Annotated in this window: 16 protein-coding genes; 12 read left to right on the forward strand and 4 right to left on the reverse strand. The window is 55.6% G+C overall.

Going from position 1 to position 21,950, the window contains the following annotated elements; all coding sequences use genetic code 11:
- Positions 1–61: 61 nt before the first annotated feature.
- Complete coding sequence (locus WJU22_RS08825) at positions 62–1,924, forward strand: histidine kinase (RefSeq protein WP_341842872.1); 1,863 nt, start codon at positions 62–64, stop codon at positions 1,922–1,924.
- 17 nt (positions 1,925–1,941) lie between these two features.
- Positions 1,942–2,688, forward strand: coding sequence for a LytTR family DNA-binding domain-containing protein (locus tag WJU22_RS08830; RefSeq protein ID WP_341842873.1), 747 nt, complete (start codon positions 1,942–1,944; stop codon positions 2,686–2,688).
- A gap of 65 nt (positions 2,689–2,753) precedes the next feature.
- Here the strand turns inward: WJU22_RS08830 and WJU22_RS08835 are convergent, their stop codons facing one another.
- Together WJU22_RS08835 and WJU22_RS08840 are read right to left on the reverse strand one after the other, a co-directional pair.
- The gene (locus WJU22_RS08835) at positions 2,754–3,110 is read right to left on the reverse strand and encodes a hypothetical protein (RefSeq protein WP_341842874.1); all 357 of its coding nucleotides are present in this window, start codon (positions 3,108–3,110) and stop codon (positions 2,754–2,756) included.
- Between the two features lie 69 nt (positions 3,111–3,179).
- The gene (locus tag WJU22_RS08840) at positions 3,180–4,400 is read right to left on the reverse strand and encodes a right-handed parallel beta-helix repeat-containing protein (RefSeq protein ID WP_341842875.1); all 1,221 of its coding nucleotides are present in this window, start codon (positions 4,398–4,400) and stop codon (positions 3,180–3,182) included.
- 249 nt (positions 4,401–4,649) lie between these two features.
- Between WJU22_RS08840 and WJU22_RS08845 the strand changes: the two genes are divergently transcribed.
- The 8 genes from WJU22_RS08845 (at position 4,650) to WJU22_RS08880 (ending at position 17,385) form a co-directional block, all read left to right on the forward strand.
- Positions 4,650–5,060: a hypothetical protein gene (locus WJU22_RS08845; protein WP_341842876.1), complete on the forward strand. Its 411-nt coding sequence runs from the start codon at positions 4,650–4,652 to the stop codon at positions 5,058–5,060.
- Between the two features lie 141 nt (positions 5,061–5,201).
- Positions 5,202–6,284, forward strand: coding sequence for an efflux RND transporter periplasmic adaptor subunit (locus WJU22_RS08850; protein WP_341842877.1), 1,083 nt, complete (start codon positions 5,202–5,204; stop codon positions 6,282–6,284).
- A gap of 28 nt (positions 6,285–6,312) precedes the next feature.
- Positions 6,313–9,477, forward strand: coding sequence for an efflux RND transporter permease subunit (locus WJU22_RS08855; RefSeq protein WP_341842878.1), 3,165 nt, complete (start codon positions 6,313–6,315; stop codon positions 9,475–9,477).
- Entirely contained in the window at positions 9,470–10,897 is a 1,428-nt protein-coding gene (locus tag WJU22_RS08860; RefSeq protein ID WP_341842879.1) for a TolC family protein, read from the forward strand. Before WJU22_RS08855 ends, WJU22_RS08860 begins: the two co-directional genes overlap by 8 nt.
- 144 nt (positions 10,898–11,041) lie before the next feature.
- Positions 11,042–12,490 carry a sulfatase-like hydrolase/transferase gene (locus WJU22_RS08865; RefSeq protein WP_341842880.1) on the forward strand — a complete coding sequence of 483 codons (1,449 nt, stop codon included), beginning with the start codon at positions 11,042–11,044 and terminating at the stop codon, positions 12,488–12,490.
- A 234-nt stretch (positions 12,491–12,724) separates the two neighbouring features.
- Positions 12,725–15,118 carry a TonB-dependent receptor gene (locus WJU22_RS08870; RefSeq protein ID WP_341842881.1) on the forward strand — a complete coding sequence of 798 codons (2,394 nt, stop codon included), beginning with the start codon at positions 12,725–12,727 and terminating at the stop codon, positions 15,116–15,118.
- Positions 15,119–15,141: 23 nt separating this feature from the next.
- The gene (locus WJU22_RS08875; protein ID WP_341842882.1) at positions 15,142–16,383 is read left to right on the forward strand and encodes a DUF4374 domain-containing protein; all 1,242 of its coding nucleotides are present in this window, start codon (positions 15,142–15,144) and stop codon (positions 16,381–16,383) included.
- Between the two features lie 267 nt (positions 16,384–16,650).
- Positions 16,651–17,385 (forward strand): YggS family pyridoxal phosphate-dependent enzyme, encoded by a 735-nt coding sequence (locus WJU22_RS08880; protein ID WP_341842883.1) that lies wholly within the window; start codon positions 16,651–16,653, stop codon positions 17,383–17,385.
- Between the two features lie 36 nt (positions 17,386–17,421).
- Here the strand turns inward: WJU22_RS08880 and WJU22_RS08885 are convergent, their stop codons facing one another.
- Together WJU22_RS08885 and WJU22_RS08890 are read right to left on the reverse strand one after the other, a co-directional pair.
- Complete coding sequence (locus WJU22_RS08885; RefSeq protein ID WP_341842884.1) at positions 17,422–18,954, reverse strand: ADP-ribosylglycohydrolase family protein; 1,533 nt, start codon at positions 18,952–18,954, stop codon at positions 17,422–17,424.
- A gap of 6 nt (positions 18,955–18,960) precedes the next feature.
- Positions 18,961–20,139, reverse strand: coding sequence for a prolyl oligopeptidase family serine peptidase (locus WJU22_RS08890; protein ID WP_341842885.1), 1,179 nt, complete (start codon positions 20,137–20,139; stop codon positions 18,961–18,963).
- A 70-nt stretch (positions 20,140–20,209) separates the two neighbouring features.
- On the opposite strand from WJU22_RS08890, the gene WJU22_RS08895 reads away from it, so the two are divergent.
- The gene (locus WJU22_RS08895; RefSeq protein ID WP_341842886.1) at positions 20,210–20,656 is read left to right on the forward strand and encodes a hypothetical protein; all 447 of its coding nucleotides are present in this window, start codon (positions 20,210–20,212) and stop codon (positions 20,654–20,656) included.
- Positions 20,657–20,780: 124 nt separating this feature from the next.
- Positions 20,781–21,890 (forward strand): DUF5009 domain-containing protein, encoded by a 1,110-nt coding sequence (locus WJU22_RS08900; RefSeq protein WP_341842887.1) that lies wholly within the window; start codon positions 20,781–20,783, stop codon positions 21,888–21,890.
- Positions 21,891–21,950 lie beyond the last annotated feature (60 nt).

Raw genomic sequence — 21,950 nt, forward strand, 5'->3', positions numbered from 1 at the left:
AAATTATTAAAGGATGAATGTAAGACCGGCATTGGCTGTCTTCGGGATAATCGCCTTGTTCATGACCGCATCCTGCGGAGAGCAGCCCGCGCAGCGGAAAGCCCCGCAGCAGGCCGCGGTACCGGAAGACAAGGATTACCTTTCTCTCGTTATCGGTATGGACACACTCGCGTCTGACCAATTCTGGAAAGTGGTTTTCCGGGAAGACAGCCTCCTGTCCAAACGGCCAGACAGTAGCACCAACCCCTTTTTCCACTATTTCCGTGGGCGGCGGCTCATCAAGCAGGAATTCCGCGACAGCGCCATGGCCCAATTCGCCAAAATGAAAGGGAATGGGGAGGATGACGATATTTCCCTGCTCCGCGACCACACCATCCTCGACTACGAAAGCCGCGGCGGCATGATGGTGGAAGCGGAACTGATGCAGAAGATACTGGCGGCGATGAAGAGAGCCGAGCGCCTACACAGCCCGCTCACTTTCAGGTTCTACGACCTCATGGCCAAAGCGTATTATCAGAACGAGAACGAAAGCGAATCCCTCGAGTACGCCGAGCGCCACTTCAAATCGCATCCCTACAATACCCATCCCGTGATCATGCAGCGGCACTACGACGTCTCGTTCCTCCTCGCATACCGGATGAACGATTTCGATAAAATGATGCTGTACAACGCGCTGTCCCGTAAACTGGCGGTCCATATCGGCGACAGTCTCGCCATCGTGCGCACGTACGACAGCGAAGCGCAGGTGCTCAGCAAGCGGGGCGAATTCGCCAAATCGCTCGCCTGCAGCAAGATTTATGTGGATTACCTCGAAAGGACGAACCGCTCCCACGAGATCGCGTACAACAACCTCGCCACCAGCTTCAACCACAACGGCCAGCCCGATTCTGCCATCCTGTATTACAACAAAGCCATGGCCATGGCAAAAGCGATGAACAACAGCCGGCAAACGCCGCTGTACTATAAGGGGCTCGTGGAGGCTTACCGGTTGAAGGGGGATATGAAGAATGCAGTAATGGCGCTGGATTCGGCGTATGGCATCGAGGTGCGCAATCTTAAAAAGATCGAAGCGGTCAAGTTTGCCGAGATCCACGAAAAATATGAAACCGAGAAAAAAGACCGCAACATCGCCGAGCTGAGCAGCCGTAACGCCCTCAACGAAAGCGTCATCCGCCAGCAAAGATGGATCCTCGGCCTGGGGACCGTCGCGTTCCTCGGCGGCATCGGGTTCCTGTTTTTCCTCTACCGTCAAACCAAACTGACCGAAAGAAATAAACGCCTCGAGTCGGAAAACCATCGGCTCATCATGGAGCAAAAATTACTGCAGGCGCAACTGAACCCGCATTTCATCTTCAATTCCATCGCCAACCTGCAAAGCCTCGTGGCCTCCGGCGACACCCGGGAATCTGTCCGCTACCTGAGCGTTTTCTCCGGCCTCCTGCGCAATGTGCTGGAGCAAAGCCGGAAAGATTTCATTTCGCTCGAAGAAGAGATATTTTCACTGGAAAATTACCTGCAACTCCAACAGATGCGGTATCCGGGGCTGTTTGACTATAAAGTGGAACTGGCGGAAGGCACCTGTCCGGAAGAACTGCTCATTCCACCCATGATCATTCAACCGTTCGTGGAAAATTCGATCGAGCACGGGTTCCGTAATATTCAATACAAAGGGATGCTGACGATCGGGTTTGCGCTGCGCGATGGCAAACTGAACATCACCGTGGACGATAACGGAAAAGGCATCACCGAAAAAAGCCCCGGAGAACAGAAGAAACAATCGCTCGCCCAAACCATTCTGAGAGAACGGTTCCAGGCGCTGTTCACGACAGATTGCCGGCGGGCGAATTTCGATGTGGAAAACAAGGCAGATACCGGCGGACGCGGCGTTTCGGTCCACATCCTCATTCCCGAGATCAGGGACTAAACCCAATGACCATGCGCATGAAACTGTACATACTCGAAGATGAAGTCCGTATTCTGCAACACCTGCTGCAGGTGGTGCAGAAAAACCCGAACGTCCTGGTAGTGGGCCATGCGGCGGATAATGCCACCGCTGCGAAGGAGATCCCAGCCCTGAAGCCAGACATCATCCTGGCCGACATCCGGCTGAAAGACGGGGATAGTTTCCGCCTGTTCCACGAGATCGGCGACACCGGTTTCCAGGTGATCTTCCTGACGGCATACGACCAGTACGCCATCCAGGCGCTGAACATGGGGGCTTTCGGGTATTTGCTCAAACCGATCGATGAAAATGCGCTGTCTGCCATGCTGGACAAATGTTCCCAGCACCGCCAGCAGGAGCAGTTCGACCGCCAGCAGCTGGAGATCGCGCGGCAGCATTACGGGGCGCAGGGCGCGGGGAATGTGAAGCGGCTGGCGCTGAAGCGGGTGGAATATATGGAGATCGTGTCGGTGGAAGATATCATGTATTGCAAGAGCGACAAGGGTTACACGACTTTTTACCTGACCGGCAAGCGGGAAATCCTCGTGTCGAAGGGGTTGATCGAATATGAAAGTATCCTGGGGCCGGCGGGTTTTTTACGCTGCCATCAATCCTGGCTCGTCAATTTTCAGTTCGTGAAAAAGTATTACCGCGAAGGATATCTGCAGATGGAAAACAACGAGCAGATACCCGTGAGCAGCCGCAAGCGGGAGGAAGTGCTGAAGTTTTTGGAAAATATATCGTAAGTCTTGCCCTGCAATAAAAAAGGCCCGCCGTAAAAAGCGGGCCTTTTCATTATCGTTCGTTTGGACTATTTCGAAATGAAATTCCCCGGCAACCGCATGCCCTGCTCATCGTTCAGCACTTTTTCCATAGCGTTTTGCAGCGGTCTGGGAATGGAATTCTTGATTTCGGGGGACAGCTCTTGCAGCAGTTCGTGGAAATCATCGTCTTCATCGTAATAACCGAAGTACAGGAAATAATCGTCGGCGCCGTAGGCACGGAGGGAAATCTCATTGTCTTCGTCGGTGTGGGTGGAGATGACGGACCACTGTTCGCTGTCGTTGTAATCGTAACGGATGTCGAATGTTTTTTTTCCAAGCGTTTCCGCGATGAGGTTTTCTACCATTTCGCCGGCCTGGTTTTTCACCATGTCTTCGTAATTCATAAAAAAGCGTTCTTGTAGGTCGAAGTTAAGGGAATTCTTATTGAATGAGAAGTGCCGGGCAGACGTTAACTAAGGCTTTACCTCGAAAGCACCGACAGACGGGGCGGCCCGGAAAGCGTTGCCCCGATGGTCGGACAATGGGGAAGAATTGGCGGAACCCGCGCCGGCGGCGGGGCTCGTGGGAAGGATGGAGAAATCGCCGGACAGGGGATGGGCGAACTGCGGATCTTTTCCGTACATGCCGCCGGGCTCGGGTGCGGGCAGCTGCGGGCCTTGCCATTGGCGGTCGGTTGCATGGAACCAGAGGTTGTGGGAAAAGACGAAAGTTTCGGGGGATGTGCCGGCGCCGGTGCTGCAGGCTGTGCGCAGCTGATCGTCTACATATATGATATTGTTGCGGAACACGTTCCGGGCGCATTTCGCAAAGCGGACGGTGTCTTTGTTTTCCTGGAGGATGCGGATGGCCCAGCGGCGCGGTAAGTAAATGGTATTTTGGACGACTTCCGAATCGGTACATCCCACGAACGCCACGGGAACGTCTGACCCCTCGAACACGCATGCCCGCACGGATAGCCGCGTGGCTTCGAACCCTGCACCGGCGGGCCTGAAGAAAGCGGCGCCCGTGCTGCCGCCGAGGTTGATGGCCCGGCTGCCCGCATTCCTGAAGTGGCAGGCTTCCACAATAATATTGCTGCTGCCGCCTTTCATCTGGAGTGCGTTGGCGCCGAGGTCAGCGAACCGGCATTGCGCGATCCGTCCATCGCGGCAACCTACCATATCTACGCCGCTGCCGCCCCGGGCGCCGTTTTCGAATACGCATCCTTCGATCGTGAAATCCCGGACGCCGGATAATTTGAGGAGATCGTTGTTGCCTTGTGCAACGATGTCGCGGAAAACGCATTGCCGGAAGTGGAGGTGATGCGCCGGGGAATCCGGCCGGGCGCCGTCGTCGAAGTTGATCCCGTTGCCGGTTTGGTGGGAAAATACGATCCCTTCGATATGGAGCCACGCGATGCTGCTGGCGCGCCAGGCGGAAGTGCCGCCGCGGAAGGTCACTTTGCCGGGGCTTTCGGCCAGGATGCAGACCCACCGGCCCGGGGCGCCCTTCAAACCGTTGAGGTCCACATCGCCCGGGTATACGCCGTTGTGGATGAATATGGTGTCTCCCGGAACGGCCGCTGCCGCCGCATCCGCCAGCTGCGCATAGCGCTGCCCATGCCCCGTGTGGAGCACCGCGGCAGGGGATTCCTGCATCGCAACGGTCATCACCAAACAAAATATCAAACGCATAATAATTCCGGATCAACTAAAAATAATCCAAAAATCAACCGTTTCAAATAAGCGTGTGGATAACATTTTAAACATATTAAAAATATGAAAATGTATTCTTTAAGACATTTTTAAGGAAAAATTAATGTGGATTTGGGGAAAACAGTTTGCAGTTTGCCGGCAATCCCATTAATTTTACACCCGTTCGCCCAAAAACCGATTTTGGTTTCGGGCGGGATTCATCAAACTGGCACGACAATAAATAGTCTAATGACACGATTGTTGATCGGATTCATGCTTACTGCGTATATGCTCCTGTTGGGAGGGTATTCGCATTCCTGCTGCCAGGCCTCCCGTTTTTCCCCCGGAAAATATTTTCAGAACCTCACCGCCGACGACATGCCGGCAGACACACACTGCGAAGAAGACCAGTTCACCCCATCCGCCCCGCCAGACGCGCGCGAGGGCTTCGAAAAAACGAAGGCAGTGGAGATCCAGGAAGATGAAGATGCGCAGAACTTCCGCAAACAACAGCTTTTCTGCAAAATCCTCATCACCGCCATCTTCACGGACGTCAACCGGCTCCCTTCCTTCTACCCCCAACTTCCATTACCTTTTTGCCAACATTTCTCCTACGCATCCGCCGATAAATTCATCGTGCAGCGCGTGATCAGGATTTGATCCTGACCCACCGGCCTTTCGCGGCCGGGACATCCTCCGTTCATTCACTTCCGTAACACGACGCCGCCATGCGGACGGGCATTTTGTGTGCCCGAACGGAAGCTTTATTCCATAAAACCGTACCCAGATCCATTTTTTTATATGAAGCAGATCCTCATATTGTCGGGCTTATGCGCCCTCCTGTGCCATACCGGCTGCCATCCGAAAGAAGAACATCACGAAGAAAATGCAAAATTGCTCGTGACCAGTCCGCTGACGACAGACACCACCATTACCCGTGAGTTCGTTTGCCAGATCAAATCTATCCGCAACATCGAAGTGAGGGCCCAGGAAAAGGGATATCTCCAGGAAGTGTTGGTAGACGAAGGTCAGCACGTTCGCGCCGGCCAGCTGCTGTTCCGCATCATGCCGAAATTGTACGAAGCCGAGTTGCTGAAGGCGGAAGCCGAAGCGCAGGCGGCGGAAATTGAAGTGCAGAACACCAAATCGCTCGCCGATAAGAACGTGGTATCGAAAAACGAGCTGGCCATGGCCAACGCCAAACTGAAAAAAGCCAATGCCGAGCTCGCCCTCGCCAAGGTGCACCTCGCATTTACGGAGATCCGCGCGCCGTTCGACGGGATCATCAACCACCTCGACATGAAGCTCGGCAGCCTCGTGGAAGAGGGCGATTTGCTCACGAGCCTGTCAGACAACAGCAAGATGTGGGTATATTATAATGTATCCGAAGCAGAATACCTGAATTACGCATCCGGCGCCAAACCCAAAGAGAAATCACAGGTGCAGCTCCGGATGGCCAACAAGAATGTGTTCCAGCACCCCGGCGTGGTGGAAACCATCGAAGCCGAATTCAACAACGAAACCGGCAATATCGCCTTCAGGGCTACTTTCCCGAATTCGGAGGGGCTCCTCCGCCATGGGGAAACCGGCACCATCCTCGTGCGCGAGCAACTGAAAAACGCGGTGATCATCCCGCAGAAAGCCACGCTCGAGATCATGGACCGCAAATACGTCTATGTGGTAGACAACAGCAATACCGTTCAGCTGAAACCCGTGACCATCGGCGCAGAAATGCCCGACCTGTTCGTGGTGAGCGACGGTTTGAAAGGCAACGAAAAAATCCTGCTCGAAGGGTTGCGGAAGGTGAAGAACAACGACAAGATCGCGTTCGAATTCGAAAACCCCCGCTCCGTGATCTCGCAGTTAGTGCTGCCGTCTGAATAATCCATAGACTTTTAAAACCGCGAATCGAATGTTCAACATATTCATGAAAAGGCCGGTCTTCGCGATCGTCATCTCCGTATTCATCATCTTTCTCGGAGTACTGGCCATCAACACCCTGCCCACGTCGCAGTTCCCCTCCATCGCGCCGCCGCGCGTGATCGTGAGCGTGGCCTACCCGGGCGCCAGTGCCGACGTGCTCGTGCAGTCGGTCCTCATCCCCATGGAAAAAGCCGTGAACGGCGTTCCCGGGATGAAATACATGACCTCCGACGCCGTGAGTGCCGGTGAAGCCAACATCCAGGTGGTGTTCGACCTCGGGACCGATCCCAACCAGGCCGTGGTAAACGTGAAAAACCGTATCGAGCAGGTAACCAGCCGGTTGCCGGAGCTCGTTCAGCGCGAAGGCATCATCGTCAACATCCTCCAGCCCAACATGCTCATGTACGTGAACGTGTACAGCAAGGATCCCAAGGCCGACGAAAACTTCCTCTACAACTACGCCAACATCAACATCCTGCAGGAACTGCGCAGGGTGAAAGGGATCGGCAGCGCCCAGATCCTCGGCAGCCGCCAGTACGCCATGCGCATCTGGCTCAAGCCCGACAGGATGAGGGCCTACAACGTGTCTACCGAAGAAGTGATGGAAGCCCTGTCTACCCAAAGCATCATCGGCTCGCCCGGCCGCCTCGGCCGAAGCGATGGCAAACGTTCCGAAGCACTGGAATATGTGCTCACCTACCAGGGCCGCTACAACAAGCCGGAACAGTACCAGGACGTGATCATCCGCGCCAGTTCGGAAGGAAAGCTGCTGTATCTGAAAGATGTCGCCGACGTGGAATTCGGGAGCGAGTTCTACGACATCTATTCCAACCTGAACAACCATCCCTCCGCGGCGATCGTGCTGAAGCAAACCTACGGCAGCAACGCCAGCGAAGTGATCAAAGACATCAAAGCGAAACTGGAATCCATCAAGGGCGATTTCCCGCCTGGCATGGATTACGAGATCAGCTACGACGTATCATCCTTCCTCGACGCATCCATCGAAAAAGTACTGCACACCCTCGGTGAGGCGTTCATCCTCGTTGCTATCGTGGTGTTCATCTTCCTGGGCGACTGGCGTTCCACGCTCATCCCGACGCTGGCGGTACCGGTGTCGCTGGTGGGCGCGTTCTTCTTTATGCAGGTGTTCGGCCTTACCATCAACCTCATCACGCTTTTCGCGCTGGTACTGGCGATCGGGATCGTGGTGGATAACGCCATCGTGGTGATAGAAGCGGTGCACGCCAAGATGGAGGAAGAGAACCTGTCGCCGTACGCGGCCACCTACAAAGTAGTGCACGAGATCAGTGGCGCCATCATAGCGATTACGTTCGTGATGGCGGCGGTATTTATTCCGGTGGCGTTCATGTCTGGCCCGGTGGGGATTTTCTACCGGCAGTTTGCCATCACCATGGCCACGTCTATCGTACTGTCTGGCGTAGTGGCGCTGACGCTGACGCCGGTGCTTTGTGCGATGATCCTCAAAAACAACCATGGCAAACCGAAGAAGAAAAACCCGATCGATCTGTTCATCGACGGTTTCAACCGCTTGTTCGGCAAGCTGGCCGGCCGTTACGAAAAGCTGCTGCGCGCCATCGTGAGCCGTCGCGTTATCACATGGGCGGTACTCATCGCCTGCTGCGCGGGCATTTTCGGGATTTCGCGGAGTCTGCCTTCCGGCTTCATCCCGAACGAAGACCAGGGCATGATCTACGCCATCATCCAGACGCCTCCCGGCTCCACGCTCGAACGTACCAACGAGATTGCGCGGAAGCTCCAGGAGATCGCCGAAAAAGTGGACGGCATCCGCTCCGTTTCCGCACTGGCAGGTTATGAAGTGTTGACGGAAGGGCGCGGCTCCAACGCCGGTACCTGCCTGATCAACCTGAAAGGCTGGTCGGAACGTAAACACAATGTCACCGAGATCATCGAAGAGCTGGAAGAAAAAGCGAAGGAAATCCCCGGCGCCACGATCGAATTCTTCGGTCCGCCGGCCGTTCCGGGATACGGTGCTGCGGGCGGTTTCGCCATGCGCCTGCTCGACAAGACCAACAACGACGACTACAAGGAGCTCGAAAAAGTGAACGACCAGTTCATGGAAGCCCTCGGCAAGCGCAAGGAGCTGACCGGGCTGTTCACTTTCTTCAGCGCCAACTATCCGCAATACGAGCTCCAGATCGATAACAAAGCCGCCATGCAGAAGGGCGTTTCCATCGGCAAGGCCATGGACAACCTCTCGATCCTGATCGGTAGTACGTACGAACTGGGTTTCGTGCGATTCGGTACCGCATTGAAAGTGTACGTCCAGGCTTCGCCGGAATACCGCGCATTGCCCGACGATCTGATGAAACTGTATGTGAAAAACGACCACGACGAAATGGTGCCGTATTCCGCTTTCATGTCGATCCGGAAAACGCACGGCCTGAACGAGATCACGCGGTATAACATGTACACGTCGTCTGCCATCCGCGGCGAGCCCGCGGCGGGCTACAGTTCCGGTGAGGCCATCAAGGCGATCCAGGAAGTGGCGGCGCAGGTGTTGCCGCGCGGGTACGATATCGACTGGGAAGGGTTGTCGAAAGACGAATCCGAGCGCGGGAACGAGGCGCTGTACATTTTCCTCATCGTACTGGCGTTCGTATACCTGATCCTGGCCGCGCAATACGAGAGCTTCATCCTGCCGCTGGCGGTGGTGCTGTCGCTCCCTGCGGGCGTGTTCGGCGCGTTTTTCCTCGTGAAGATGATGGGCCTGGCCAACGACATTTATGCGCAGGTAGGGTTGGTGATGCTGGTGGGCCTGTTGGGCAAGAACGCGGTGCTGATCGTGGAATTTGCCGTGCAGAAACACCGTTCCGGCATGTCGGTGCTGGACGCGGCGATCGAAGGGGCGCGGGTGCGTTTCCGCCCCATCCTCATGACGTCGCTGGCTTTCATCGCCGGTTTGATCCCGCTGGTGTTTGCCACGGGCCCCGGCGCCATCGGTAACCGGACCATCGGAGCGGCTTCGGCCGGCGGGATGCTGATCGGTACCATCGGCGGGGTGCTCGTCATCCCCGGCCTGTATTACATCTTCGGCCGGATAGCCGAAAAGCGCAAGCTCATCCGCGACGAAGAAGAAAATCCATTAACAGAAGAACTCGAACACAATGTTTAATCGCAGAACCATCACATACATCGCCATCGGCTGCGCGAGCCTGGGCTACACGGCCTGCAAGATCCCCGCCATCACGGGGAAGGAGGCAGACAAGAACATGCCCGCGGCCTTCAACAGCGCGCCCGGCGCCAGCAGTGCAGCGGTGCAGTGGAAAGAATTTTTTGCCGATGCGGAATTGTCGGCCCTCATCGATACCGCGCTGCAGCGCAACCAGGAATTGAACATCGTGCTGCAGGAAATCGAGATTTCGCGGAATGAAGTGCGTGCCCGGAAAGGGGAATACCTGCCTTCCGTGGCGCTGCGCGCCGGAGCCGGCGTGGAAAAAGTAGGCCGCTACACCAGCCAGGGCGCCAACGATGCCAATACCGAGATCAAGGAAGGAAAGGAAATGCCCGAACCGCTGGGCGACTTCCTCGTGGGCGCGTTCGCCAGCTGGGAAGTGGATATCTGGCACAAGCTCCGCAACGCCAAGAACGCCGCGGCAGCGCGGTACCTGGCGTCTGTGGAAGGCCGGAATTTCGTGGTGACGAACCTCATCGCAGAAATCGCCGCTTCTTATTACGAATTGCTGGCGCTTGACAAACAACTGGAGATCCTCGATCAGAACATCGCCATCCAGAGCAATGCGCTGGGCATCGTGAAGCTCCAGAAAGAAGCCACCCGCGTAACGGAACTGGCGGTCCGGAAGTTTGAAGCGGAAGTGTTGCGGACGCAGAGCCTCCGGTTCGACATCCTTCAGCGCATCACCGAAACCGAAAACAAGATCAACTTCCTTTGCGGGCGATATCCGCAGTCGGTCCGCAGGAACGACGCAGCTTTCGGAACGGCCTCCGCCAAAGTGGCCGCCGGTCTTCCGGCCGATCTGTTGGCCAACCGGCCCGACATCCGGCAGGCGGAACTGAACCTGGCCGCCGCGAAGCTCGACGTAAAATCCGCCCGCGCGCAGTTTTACCCATCCCTGGGCATTACGGCGGGCGTGGGGTACAGGGCCTTCAATCCATCGTACCTCGTAAAAACGCCGGAATCGCTCCTGTATTCGATTGCGGGAGACCTGGTGGCACCGCTGGTGAACAGGAACGGCATCAAGGCGGCGTACCTCAACGCCAATGCGAAGCAGGTTCAGTCGGTGTACGAATACGAGAAAACGATTTTGAACGCATATGTGGAAGTGGTCAACCAGCTGTCGAAAATCGGCAACCTCGATAAGCGGTCTGAGTTGCAGGCCAAACAGGTGGATGCGCTCACCCAATCCATCGAGATATCGAACAGCCTCTTCGCCTCCGCCCGTGCGGATTACATGGAAGTGCTCATGACCCAGCGCGATGCGCTGGAATCCAAATTTGAGCTGATCGAAACGCAACTGCAGCAGATGCAGGCGCTGGTGGGCGTTTACCGCGCGCTGGGTGGCGGTTGGAAATAATAAGCTTGAAAAACCCGGTACACAGGCTCCGCGCGGTTGTGCGGGGCCTGTTTTGTTGAGGGCGGACAAGAAATTACCGGACTCGGGGAAGATATTATTATGATGTTTCGTGCATCTTGAATAGTTTGACGGTAAATTGTAGCCATGGTTTCAGGGTTTTTTCGCCTTCTGCTGGCGGCTTTATTGTTGACGGGGACGGGTTTGCGGGCGCAATCGCCCAAGCGGTTAAACGTGTTGGTGTTGTTGACGGACGATCAGCGGTTCAATACGATCCGTGCGCTGGGGAACGCGGAAATCCACACCCCGAATATGGACCGGCTCGTGAAAAGCGGCACCGTGTTCACGCAGGCGCACATCATGGGGTCGCTGGGCGGGGCGGTTTGCGCGCCCAGCAGGGCCATGCTCCTCACTTCGCGGCCGGTGTTCAGCGTGCATGAAGACGGCGGTGTGATCCCGGCTTCGGAGAAAACCTTCGCCGAAGTATTCCGCGAATCCGGCTACCAGACTTTTTCATCGGGCAAGTGGCATAGCGATTACGCGTCCTTCAACCGTTCTTTCGCTTCGGGCGATAATATCTTCTTCGGCGGCATGCATACGGAAAAGGAAGGCGGCCACTGGAAACCGAAACTGCATCACTACGATCCTTCCGGGACGTACAAATCCCCTTTTACCGGCAACGATTTTTCTTCCGTTTGCTACGCCAATGCGGCGATCGAATTCATCCGGAAGCCACGGCAGGAGCCGTTCCTCATGTACGTGGCGTTTACGGCGCCCCACGATCCGCGGACCCCGCCGGAAGCATACCTTCGGCTGTACGATACGGAGAAAATCAGTCTGCCGGGCAACTTCATGTCGAAACATCCTTTCGATAACGGCGAGCTGAACGTCCGCGATGAAATGCTGTTGTCTACGCCCCGCAACCCTGCAGAAGTGAAGCTGGAAATTGCGAAATATTACGCCATGATCAGCGAGGTAGACCATGAGATCGGGCGCGTGCTGGATGCGTTGAAGGCGAGCGGGCAATACGAAAATACCATCATCGTGCTGGCGGGAGACAACGGGCTGGCCGTGGGGCAGCACGGGCTGCTGGGCAAACAGAACCTGTACGACCATTCCATGCGCGTGCCGCTGATCTTCGCCGGGCCGGGCATTCCGGCGAACAAACGCGTGGATGCGTATTGCTACCTGACGGATGTGTTCCCGACATTGTGCCGGCTCACCGGCTTGCAACAACCCGCTACGGTGGAAGGGATTTCGCTGGACAAGGCGTTTACGCCGTCCCGCTTCTCAGGCCGCGACCGGCTGTTCATCACTTACTCCAACCTCCAGCGCGCGATCGTGAAAGACGGGATGAAGCTCATCGTGTATAATGTGAACGGGCAACATCCCGTTCAACTGTTCGACCTGGAAAAAGATCCCCTGGAAAAGAATAACCTGGCGAATGATAAAGCGTATCAAAAGAAAGTCGCCGGACTGCGCGCGTTGCTGCAAAGTGAAATGCACCGGTACGGGGATTTCTGCGATTTTTCGAAAGCAGGATGGGGCTGGCCCGGGAAATTGAAATGGGAGGATGCGAAACGGATCAACCCGTAACAACGATACTAACTAGTTTGAGGGCTGTTCTTCGGGACGGCCCTTTTTCGTGAATGCGTGGCCGTGGGAATGGTATTTCCGCATCGCGCAAATAGTTTTCCTATTTCGATCATATGTTAAAGTTTTCCTTGCGCAACTTTGCCCCTTCAAACTAAAGCATAAAAAAGCCGCACAGCGCCAACTGTACGGCTATCCACCTTTCGGCGGAGCTTTCAATCGATCAAATTTCAAGCGATGCAATATAAGCAAATATTGTTAACGGGTCTGCTATGCTTGTCCGTTTTCAGCCTGCGGGCGCAGCAATCCGCGTCCGTTTCGGGAACCGTGAAAGACAATGAGGGCGTGCCTGTTGCGGGTGCGTCCGTAAGAGTAAGCGGCTCCCGATCGGGGGCTTCCGCCGGCCCGCAAGGCGGCTGGGCGATCCTCCATCTCAAGCCCGGTAGCTACACATTGGAGTTTTCCGCAGTGGGGTTTTCGCGTACCGAAAAATCCATCACGCTTAAACCGGGAGAAGAGGCCGTGCTCGATGTGGTGCTGAACCGGAAAGCGGCGCAGGTGAAGGAAGTGAATGTGGCAGGGCTTACTGCCAACCAGCAGGTGAACCGCCAGGCGTACGCCGTTACTTCCATCGACGCAAAGCCCCTGCACAACAGCTCACAAGACCTCAACCAGGTGCTCGGCAAAACGGCCGGGGTGCGGGTGCGGGAAGACGGTGGACTGGGCTCCAGCTTCAACTTTTCCCTCAACGGGTTTTCCGGCCGGCAGGTTAAGCTCTTCCTCGACGGTATCCCCATGGACAATTTCGGTTCTTCGCTCACGCTGAACAACATTCCCATCAACCTCGCCGACCGGATCGAAGTATATAAAGGCGTAGTGCCGATATGGCTGGGCGCGGATGCGCTGGGCGGCGCCGTGAATGTGGTCACCAACGCCAAAACGCAGCGCTACCTCGATGTGTCCTATTCCTACGGGTCGTTCAACACCCACCGCAGCGCCGTGAGCGCGGGGTATACCGGGGCGAAAACGGGGTTTACGGTGCTGGGGAACTTCTTCCAGAACTATTCCGATAATAACTATTGGGTACATACCGGCGTTACCGACCTCAACACGCTGATCATCGGCCCGGAGCAGCGCCTCCGCAGGTTCCACGACCGCTACAAATCAGAAACCGCGCAGTTGGAAATGGGCGTCACCGGGAAACGGTACGCCGACAAACTGATGCTCGGTATCATCCTGTCGCAAAATGACCGCCAGATACAGACCGCGGCGCAGATGTCGAAAGTCTTTGGCGGCTGGAATCAGCGGAGCAATACCATCATGCCCACGCTGAAATATAAGAAGACGGACCTTTTCGTGAAGGGGCTCGACTTCAACCTGTACGGCAGCTACAATTTCGGCAGCACGCGCAATGTTGATACCCTGAACCGCGTCTACAACTGGGCCGGCGATTATAAAGACAATACCTTCAACGAACAAGGTCAATATGTGCCCGGCGGGGAAAACAGCCGGAGCCTGTACAAATTCTCCAACAATCTCGCCATCGCCAATGCCAGCCTGGGTTACAACATCGGCGGCGGGCATTCGACCGGCGTCAATTACACATTCACCAACTTTGACCGCGAAGGCCACGATCCGCTCAAGCCCAACGAAGAAGCGTACGAAACACCGCAGAAGCTTCGCAAATCGGTGCTGGGCCTGGGATATAAGTATGATTATAAAGACAGGTGGTCTACTTCGGTATTCGTCAAGGAATACTTCGTGAAAGGGGAATCCGCGCAGCGGGTGGATATTTACACCAATCCGCATTGGGAGCCCATCTACAGCGATCTGTCCAAAACCGGCTACGGCGTGGCTTCTGCGTATTACCTGATCCCTTCGCTCCAGCTGAAGCTTTCCTACGAAAAAACATACCGGCTGCCGGAAGGTGATGAGATGTTCGGGGACGGCGTCAACCATGTCGCGAATAAAAACCTTCGTCCGGAAAGCAGTGATAACGTGAATTTCGGCGCCGTGTTCACCCGGAAGTTTGGTGGGCACCACCGGCTGATGGTGGAAGGCAATTTCGTGCTGCGCGATGCGGAAGACTTCATTCGCGTAGACCTCGTGGATACCCGCACGCAGTCCGTAAACGTGCGCGGAGTGCGGAACACGGGAGTGGATGCGGATATCAGGTATGCATACCGGGAAGTGTTTACCGCCGCCGCCAACGCCACCTATCAGCACCTCATCAACACCACCCGTTACGAAACGCCCGGCAGCAATGTGGAAAGCGCCATTTACAAAGACCAGATCCCCAACATCCCGTACCTCTTCGGCAACCTGGACCTCGGCGTGAATTTCAAAAAAGTCGGGTTTTCGCACGCCCGGCTCGGGGTGAACTATCACCTGAACTACGTACACGCTTATTATCTCAAATGGCCCAGCCTGGGCTACAGCTGGGAGAAGAACGAAGTGCCGCAGCAGCTTTCGCACGACGTTTCCGCCACCTACACCCTCAAAAACGGGAAGTACAACGTATCGCTCGAATGCCGCAACCTGACAGACGAGCGCCTGTACGACAACTTCCTCATGCAAAAGCCCGGGCGCGCTTTCTACATGAAACTCCGCTACTTCCTGCGAAAATATTAATCTAACATATAGACCATCAAAACATGAGAAAAGTACAACTTTTGATGCCGGCCCTGGCGGCCGCCATAGCCATCGCCGGCTCGTCGTGCTCCAAAAGCGACAAGAACGTGAACCCGGACGACCTGGTGAACCCAGACAACAGTACCTTCGTGATCGCCGTTACGGCGGAAGGCAGTTCTTCCGAAGCCACCGATTACGTGTTGCAAAGCAAAGACCTCATGACCGGCGTGATCACGCCGGTGGGGCAGGGCATCGAGCAGAAAAGCTACCGCATGTACGAAGTGGTGGGCAAAACCCTGCTGAGCATCACTTACCAGGGCACCAACGTAGTGCCGGGATACGCGTTGAACGATAAAGGCATCCTTTCCAAAAAGAACGGCGAATTCTCCATCCTCCGCCTTCACGCCCGCGGTGTGGTAGACCAGGACAGGATGTTCGGCATGTTTTGTCCGCGCGACGGATCGGCCGAAGCCACATTCTACGAGATCAACGCATCCAGCATGAGCGTGGCCCGGCAGGCGAAGATCAACGTTTTCCAAACCGCCAACAACTGGAAGGAATGGGCGTATTTCAATGACGTGCGGATGGTCGGCGGAAAAGTATTCGCGCCGTTCTTCCAGATCAAAAACTCGGGATTCGATACGCAATACGCGGATTCCGCCTACCTCGCCATTTTTTCCTATCCTGAACTGAAACTGGAAAAAGTGATCAAGGACGAGCGCACCGGCACACTGGGCCGCTACGCCAGCAACGATGTGCTGAGCATTACGGAAAGCGGTGACGTGTACACTTATTCCGCCGCGGGCGCCATCGCCGCGGGGAGCGTGCCTTCCGCCAAACCCTCCGGCATTCTGCGCATCAAAAACGGCACCACCGATTTCGACAAGGATTATTTCTTCAACATCGAAACGGCTACGGGCGGCTACAAGCTCTGCGGCATGAAATACATCGGCGGCGGCAAAGCCCTCGCGCAGATTTTCAGCTTCAAAGACCACGTTGCCGGCGATAAATGGACGAACCGCGACTGCCGCCTCGCCATCATCGACCTCGCCGCCAAAACCATCACCAACGTGACAGACGTTCCCCTCCACACCGGCGGCGGCCTCCAGTACGGCTGCGTTATCGACAAGGGCCTGGCTTACCTGCAGGTGCAGAATGCGGACGGCATCTACATTTACAAAGTGGACCTCGCCACGGCGAAAGGCACGAAAGGCGCCAAGGTGCAAGGCAAAGCGGTGATGGGCCTTTTCAAAATGACGAAATAGCATTTTTCACACCGATCGATATATAATAATGGAGCACCGGGGCCGCGGCACATCGCCGTGGCCACGGTGTTTTTTCGTATTGCAAATAACCATCTGGACTACTTCAATTCTCAAATCTGGACCGGTGGGTGCGTCCAGAAGCGGTGTACATTTGTGGTGTGATGCATGCTGCCCGATAGCTATACAATTCAAGGCAGTACTGATATTTCCTCATCGCTGAAGCCCCGGTCGCTGATCGGGCTTCAGCCGTTTATAGCTTGCACTGACATGAAAGAAGATATCCTCCATCAGATCACCCTTATCGAAAAACGCATCGCCGATGCCTGTGTGGCTGCCGGCAGAAACCCGCAGGACGTTCGCCTTCTCCTCGCTACCAAAACCGTTCCGCCCGAACGCATCCGGGTGGCGCTGGAAGCGGGCCGGACATTGATCGCCGAGAATAAAATTCAGGAACTGAAGGAGAAATTCGCGGCGCTGGAAGACATTCCGCACGAAAATCATTTCATCGGTCATCTCCAGACCAACAAGATCAAGGATTTGCTGAAGTATAACGTGTCTTGCCTGCAGTCGCTCGACCGGCTGGACCTTGCCGAAAAGCTCCACCAGCGCCTGCAATCCGACAACAGAACGATGGACGTGCTCATCCAGGTCAACACTTCCGGCGAAGCCAGCAAATTTGGCGTGGAGCCGGCCCTGGCGCTCGATCTCGTTCGGAGCGTGGCGCAATTGAAAACGTTGCGGATAAAGGGTTTGATGACGATCGGGCTGCTCAGTGCCGAAGCCGGAAAAGTGCAGGCCTGCTTCCGGTTGCTGCGGAACCTGCGCAACAGCATCCGTGCGCAGGGGGTCGATGGGGTGGAAATGAACGAACTGTCGATGGGCATGAGCGGCGACCTGGAAACCGCCATCGCGGAGGGCGCCACCATCGTGCGGGTGGGTACGGCCATTTTCGGGCAGCGGCCAACGCCGGATAGTTTTTACTGGAATGAAAATACAGCTTGAAATAAAAAGCGGCGCCGGGATTGGCGCCGCTTGCATTTAGTTTTTAGCCGGTGGATGGGAGAACACCAACGCCTCCGTCACATTCACTTTGGCGCCGTCTGCCGGGTTCTTCCAGCGAAGGGAAGCCGTGTGGTTGCCTGCCGGCAACGCGAAAGCGTGGGCCACTTCGTTGCCGCGGGTGGTGAGACTGGCGGGGAGGCGTACAGATTTCGCTACTTTCCCGTCGATGAGCAAATCCACTTCCGCGGCATAGCTTTCATCGCCCTGCACATATCCTTTGATAACGATTCCTTTCCCTTCGAATTGTATCGGCTCCGTATGTTGCACCAGTTTATGGACGGGGATTTTCCGGGTAGGATGATGGCTGCTGAAGCCCTGTTCCAGCCTTACTGCTTTGGGCGTCTGGTAAGCGATCGTGACGGCATCATCTCCCACTTTTCCTTTATTTGCACGGATCACTTGCAGCGCATGTTTGTAGCTCATTTTATAGAGATCGTTGAGCGATGCGGTGGTGTACACGAAATCCCTGTCTTCCACAACCTTCAGCGCCTGGAGATATTTCTCCGGGATATTGCTGTACCCGATCATCGTGCCCAGGATCCCCGCTGCGGAGGCGGGATTGCAGTCTGCATCCTGCCCGCATCGCATGGAAATGTCCATCGTTTTGGTGAAATCTCCGCCGCCATACAGCAATCCGATGAGGATGTACGCGGAATTCACCGTGGCATCGATGTTGAGGTCGGCCTGATACCCGTCGGGGCAATAGAGGTCTTCGTTCCAGTTGCGCGCCACTTCGGCCCAGGCCTGTTTCCAGTCGTCGGGATGCTTTTTGTGCGTGGCGATCACGGCTTCCATGCACTTGCGGTATTTGCTTTGCGCGGGGATGGTTTTCAGTGCCTCGGTCACGATCCACTGAATATCGTCTGATACGAACGCCAGCGAATACATGGCTGCCACGTACACGCCGCCGTACCATCCGTCACCATAATTCATGATGTGGCCGATGCTGTCGCAAATGATGCTGGATGTGTTGGGCATGCCGGGTGACATAAGCCCTGCAAAGTCGGCTTCGATCTGGAAATCGATATCGTCTGCATGCGGATTGTTCATCCAGTGCCCGCTTGCCGGCGCCTTGATGCCGTTCAGCACGTTATAGCGGGCGGCCTGATTGGCGTGCCACAGCGGGTACGACGCATGGGCCACGGCGTTGGCGAAGGAATCCACCGGCGCTTTCAGGCCGTGTTTTTCGAAGACTTCCACGAAGGTGAGGTCCATATACACATCGTCGTACAGGCCGGGGAAGCTGTCGTACCAATGTTGAATGCTTCCGTTGTCCCAATGCACGGGAATGTTATCGGGGACCATGATGCCGTTGTACCTGAATTCGAAATGTCCGCCGTAGGTGCAGCCGATGGTTTGGCCGGCCCATCCGCCCCTGATCTTGTCTTGCAGCGTGGCGCGGGAAAGTTTCGTTTTGGGTGGAGGGATGCGGGAGCCTTTGTCCCGGAAGGCCATTACAACTGTGGCGATGGCGGCCAGTACGAGGCCGGAGAGCATGATTTTACGCATGGATTTTTATTTCTGCTTGAAATGATAGTTTGTGAATTGGATGAAATGCTGCCAGTCGGGTTCCGTCATATCGTGTTCGCCTTCGCGGTTGTGATAACCGATTACGGAACGTTTGATAGCCTGGTTGACGGGTGGTGGAGATGCAGGAAGTGCCGATTTACGCATGAAAAGCGCGTAGACTTTTTCCGCATTTTTCAGGGCGAGGAAAGTACCGGTAGGGTCGGCCCAGAGGTCTTTCGTGGCGTTGGTGGCATATACCGGCCGCGGTGCGATCAGCGCGATGAGCATATGCTGATCTACGGGCAGGTCGTTTTCGCGGTCGTTGAATTGTTTGTAGTTATCGTTGAACCAGTGTGGGAAACGGGTGTTGATGATGCGGATGCGTTCGCCGAATTGCCGGCGGGCGAGTGCGGCGCCGGTGTTTCCCGAGCAATTGGAAATGGCGATGGCGAAGCGTTGGTCTTGCGCAGCGGCCCATAACGATGTTTTTCCTCCCCTGGAATGGCCTACCAGCGCTACTTTCTTCGCGTCTACCAGGGGTTCTTTTTCGAAAAAGTCCATTACGCGGGAAGCGCCCCATGCCCAGGCGCCGATGGCTTTCATGCCGTTGCCCATGCGGAGGTGGTCGGGATAGAGGCGGAGCGCGCCTTCGGTGAACTTTGTTTTGTCGTCCGGTGCGAGATCGCTCACCTGGAACGCGGCGATGGCATATCCGCTGTTGATCGCCATTTCGGCGGGCCAGAAGGGGCTTTTCGTATTTCTGTCGGGATCGGTATTGCTTTTTGGTCGGTTATTGATGAGGAGGAAAACGGGGGCAGGCTTCGATGCGTTCTTCGGGACGAAGAGCGTCAGCCCGATGGCTACCGATTGGCCGTTGCGGTACACGGTGATGCAGGTTTCTTTCAGGATGGCGCGGCCGTTCATCGCGGAGGCGTTTTGCCGGAGGGTTTCGAAATGGATGGAATCCATGTCTTTGGGCATCACGCCATACACGTTGTTTTCGAACAGCCGGAGGATTTCCGGGCGGCGCGTGGTTTCCCAGGTTTTCGCATCGCTGACCGGTTGGCCGTTCAGCAGCACGAGCGGGTCGGGGAGGGTGTAAGCGGGCACGAGCGCCTCGTCGTAATTTTGCGCGAACGTGGTAGCGGATACGAGCAGGGCCGTGAGAAAAGTGATCGTTTTCATGGTGGAATGTCCGAAAAAAGATACGGCAAATTTTCAGACATTTGCATCCACCGAATCCAAAAACACCTGCATGCATATCCGTTTCCTGGCCATCGTGGCCCTGCTGTTCGTTTCCCTTCGTGCTTCCGCGCAGGAAAAACCCGTCAATTCACTTTATACCGGCGATATCGACGGCAAAATCCCCGTGACCCTGTTCCTCCAGGCCACGCCGCATCCCTGCAAACCGGAAGACCAGTATCAAGGTATTTATACCTACAATAAGCAGCTCGACCGCTCCAAATGGCTCCTGCTGTCTATCGATTACAACGACAAAGGCCAGTTCATCATGGTGGAATCAGGCGTGTCGGGCGTGCTGATCCTCCAAAAAACCGGCGAAGGTTTCTCCGGCACCTGGATATCGCCCGACGGCAAAACCCTCCGCAAAGTAAGCCTCTGGAAAAAGGAAATCCCCAAAGACAAGGAGGAATTCTATCTGGATGCGCTCGATCATACGAATTACCGGTATAACGATTGTTGATGATGGGCGGGTAGGCCGGCAAAAAAGCGGATGACAATTACAAAGGCAAATCGTATATTTCTACATCCCGGCGCCTTCCACGTTCGCCGCGGTTTCGTTTTTCATCGTCAAGACGGAATAATATATGAAAACACCTGTGCCTTCATTCCCATCCAACCGCCTCCTTTCGCTGGACGTTATGCGTGGCTGGATCATGATCCTGCTGGCGGCTGAAAGCGCCCAGCTTTACCGTTCGCTCCGCCCGCTGGCCAAAGATTCCTGGGCCGAAGGGATCGTTCGCCAGTTTTTCCATCATGCCTGGAACGGGCTCCGGTTTTGGGACCTCGTGCAACCGGCCTTCATGACTATCGCCGGCGCAGCGATGTACATCGCGTTCACGCGGAAAGGCGTTGCCTGGGGCGCCAACTGGCCGCATGTGCTGCGAAGGAGCTTCCGGCTGTTGGTTTGCGGCGTGGGATTGCATTGCATTTACCAGGGCCGGCTGGTGTGGGAATTGTGGAACGTGTTGACGCAATTGTCTGTCACCACGATCATCGCATATGCCATCATTCAAAAATCGATACGTTTCCAGATCATCGCGTCTGTGGCGCTGCTTGTGCTCACGGAGCTCTGTTACCGGACTATCGGCATTCCCGGTTTCGATCAGCCTTTTACAGACCAGCATAACTTTGGCAACTGGATGGATTTGTTGCTGATGGGAAAGATGAATTCCGGCGGATGGGTGACCATCAATTGCATCCCAACGGCGGCGCATACCATATGGGGCGTGCTCATCGGGAAAATCCTTATCGACGAAAATATTACCCAACAACGAAAAGTGACGGTCCTCTTCGCCGCAGGTGCCATCGCGCTGGCGGTAGGGTACGGGCTCGACTGGGCAGGCGTTACCCCGATCATCAAACGGATCGCTACCAGCTCGTTCGTGCTGGCTTCCGGTGGGTGGGTGTTGTGGACGGCGGCTTTCCTGTTCTGGCTCATCGACGTCAAAAAACGGGACGGCGGCGCCTGGGTCCCGGTTGTGGTGGGCATGAACCCGATTTTCATTTACCTGGTGTTCGAAACCGTAGGCCACCAATGGCTGAATGGCGCGGTGGCCATCTTCGTGACGGGGTTCCTGGGGTGGACGGGCATCACCGAAGACTGGATGAACGTAGCATCTGCACTCGTCACGCTCGGGTTGTACTGGGGATTGTGCTACTGGCTGTACCGGAAAAAAATCTTCTTCAAACTGTAATGCTTCCCACAAAAATAGATCCCGGGATTCTATTCGAAAGGGAAAGGTGCTGCGTTCAAT

The sequence above is a fragment of the Chitinophaga caseinilytica genome, from assembly GCF_038396765.1.
GTDB lineage: Bacteria > Bacteroidota > Bacteroidia > Chitinophagales > Chitinophagaceae > Chitinophaga > Chitinophaga caseinilytica.

Coding starts and splice junctions, on each gene's coding strand:
- WJU22_RS08825 (WP_341842872.1), top strand. CDS start 62: ATGACCGCATCCTGCGGAGAGCAGCCCGCGCAGCGGAAAGCCCCGCAG.
- WJU22_RS08830 (WP_341842873.1), top strand. CDS start 1,942: ATGAAACTGTACATACTCGAAGATGAAGTCCGTATTCTGCAACACCTG.
- WJU22_RS08835 (WP_341842874.1), bottom strand. CDS start 3,110: ATGAATTACGAAGACATGGTGAAAAACCAGGCCGGCGAAATGGTAGAA.
- WJU22_RS08840 (WP_341842875.1), bottom strand. CDS start 4,400: ATGCGTTTGATATTTTGTTTGGTGATGACCGTTGCGATGCAGGAATCC.
- WJU22_RS08845 (WP_341842876.1), top strand. CDS start 4,650: ATGACACGATTGTTGATCGGATTCATGCTTACTGCGTATATGCTCCTG.
- WJU22_RS08850 (WP_341842877.1), top strand. CDS start 5,202: ATGAAGCAGATCCTCATATTGTCGGGCTTATGCGCCCTCCTGTGCCAT.
- WJU22_RS08855 (WP_341842878.1), top strand. CDS start 6,313: ATGTTCAACATATTCATGAAAAGGCCGGTCTTCGCGATCGTCATCTCC.
- WJU22_RS08860 (WP_341842879.1), top strand. CDS start 9,470: ATGTTTAATCGCAGAACCATCACATACATCGCCATCGGCTGCGCGAGC.
- WJU22_RS08865 (WP_341842880.1), top strand. CDS start 11,042: ATGGTTTCAGGGTTTTTTCGCCTTCTGCTGGCGGCTTTATTGTTGACG.
- WJU22_RS08870 (WP_341842881.1), top strand. CDS start 12,725: ATGCAATATAAGCAAATATTGTTAACGGGTCTGCTATGCTTGTCCGTT.
- WJU22_RS08875 (WP_341842882.1), top strand. CDS start 15,142: ATGAGAAAAGTACAACTTTTGATGCCGGCCCTGGCGGCCGCCATAGCC.
- WJU22_RS08880 (WP_341842883.1), top strand. CDS start 16,651: ATGAAAGAAGATATCCTCCATCAGATCACCCTTATCGAAAAACGCATC.
- WJU22_RS08885 (WP_341842884.1), bottom strand. CDS start 18,954: ATGCGTAAAATCATGCTCTCCGGCCTCGTACTGGCCGCCATCGCCACA.
- WJU22_RS08890 (WP_341842885.1), bottom strand. CDS start 20,139: ATGAAAACGATCACTTTTCTCACGGCCCTGCTCGTATCCGCTACCACG.
- WJU22_RS08895 (WP_341842886.1), top strand. CDS start 20,210: ATGCATATCCGTTTCCTGGCCATCGTGGCCCTGCTGTTCGTTTCCCTT.
- WJU22_RS08900 (WP_341842887.1), top strand. CDS start 20,781: ATGAAAACACCTGTGCCTTCATTCCCATCCAACCGCCTCCTTTCGCTG.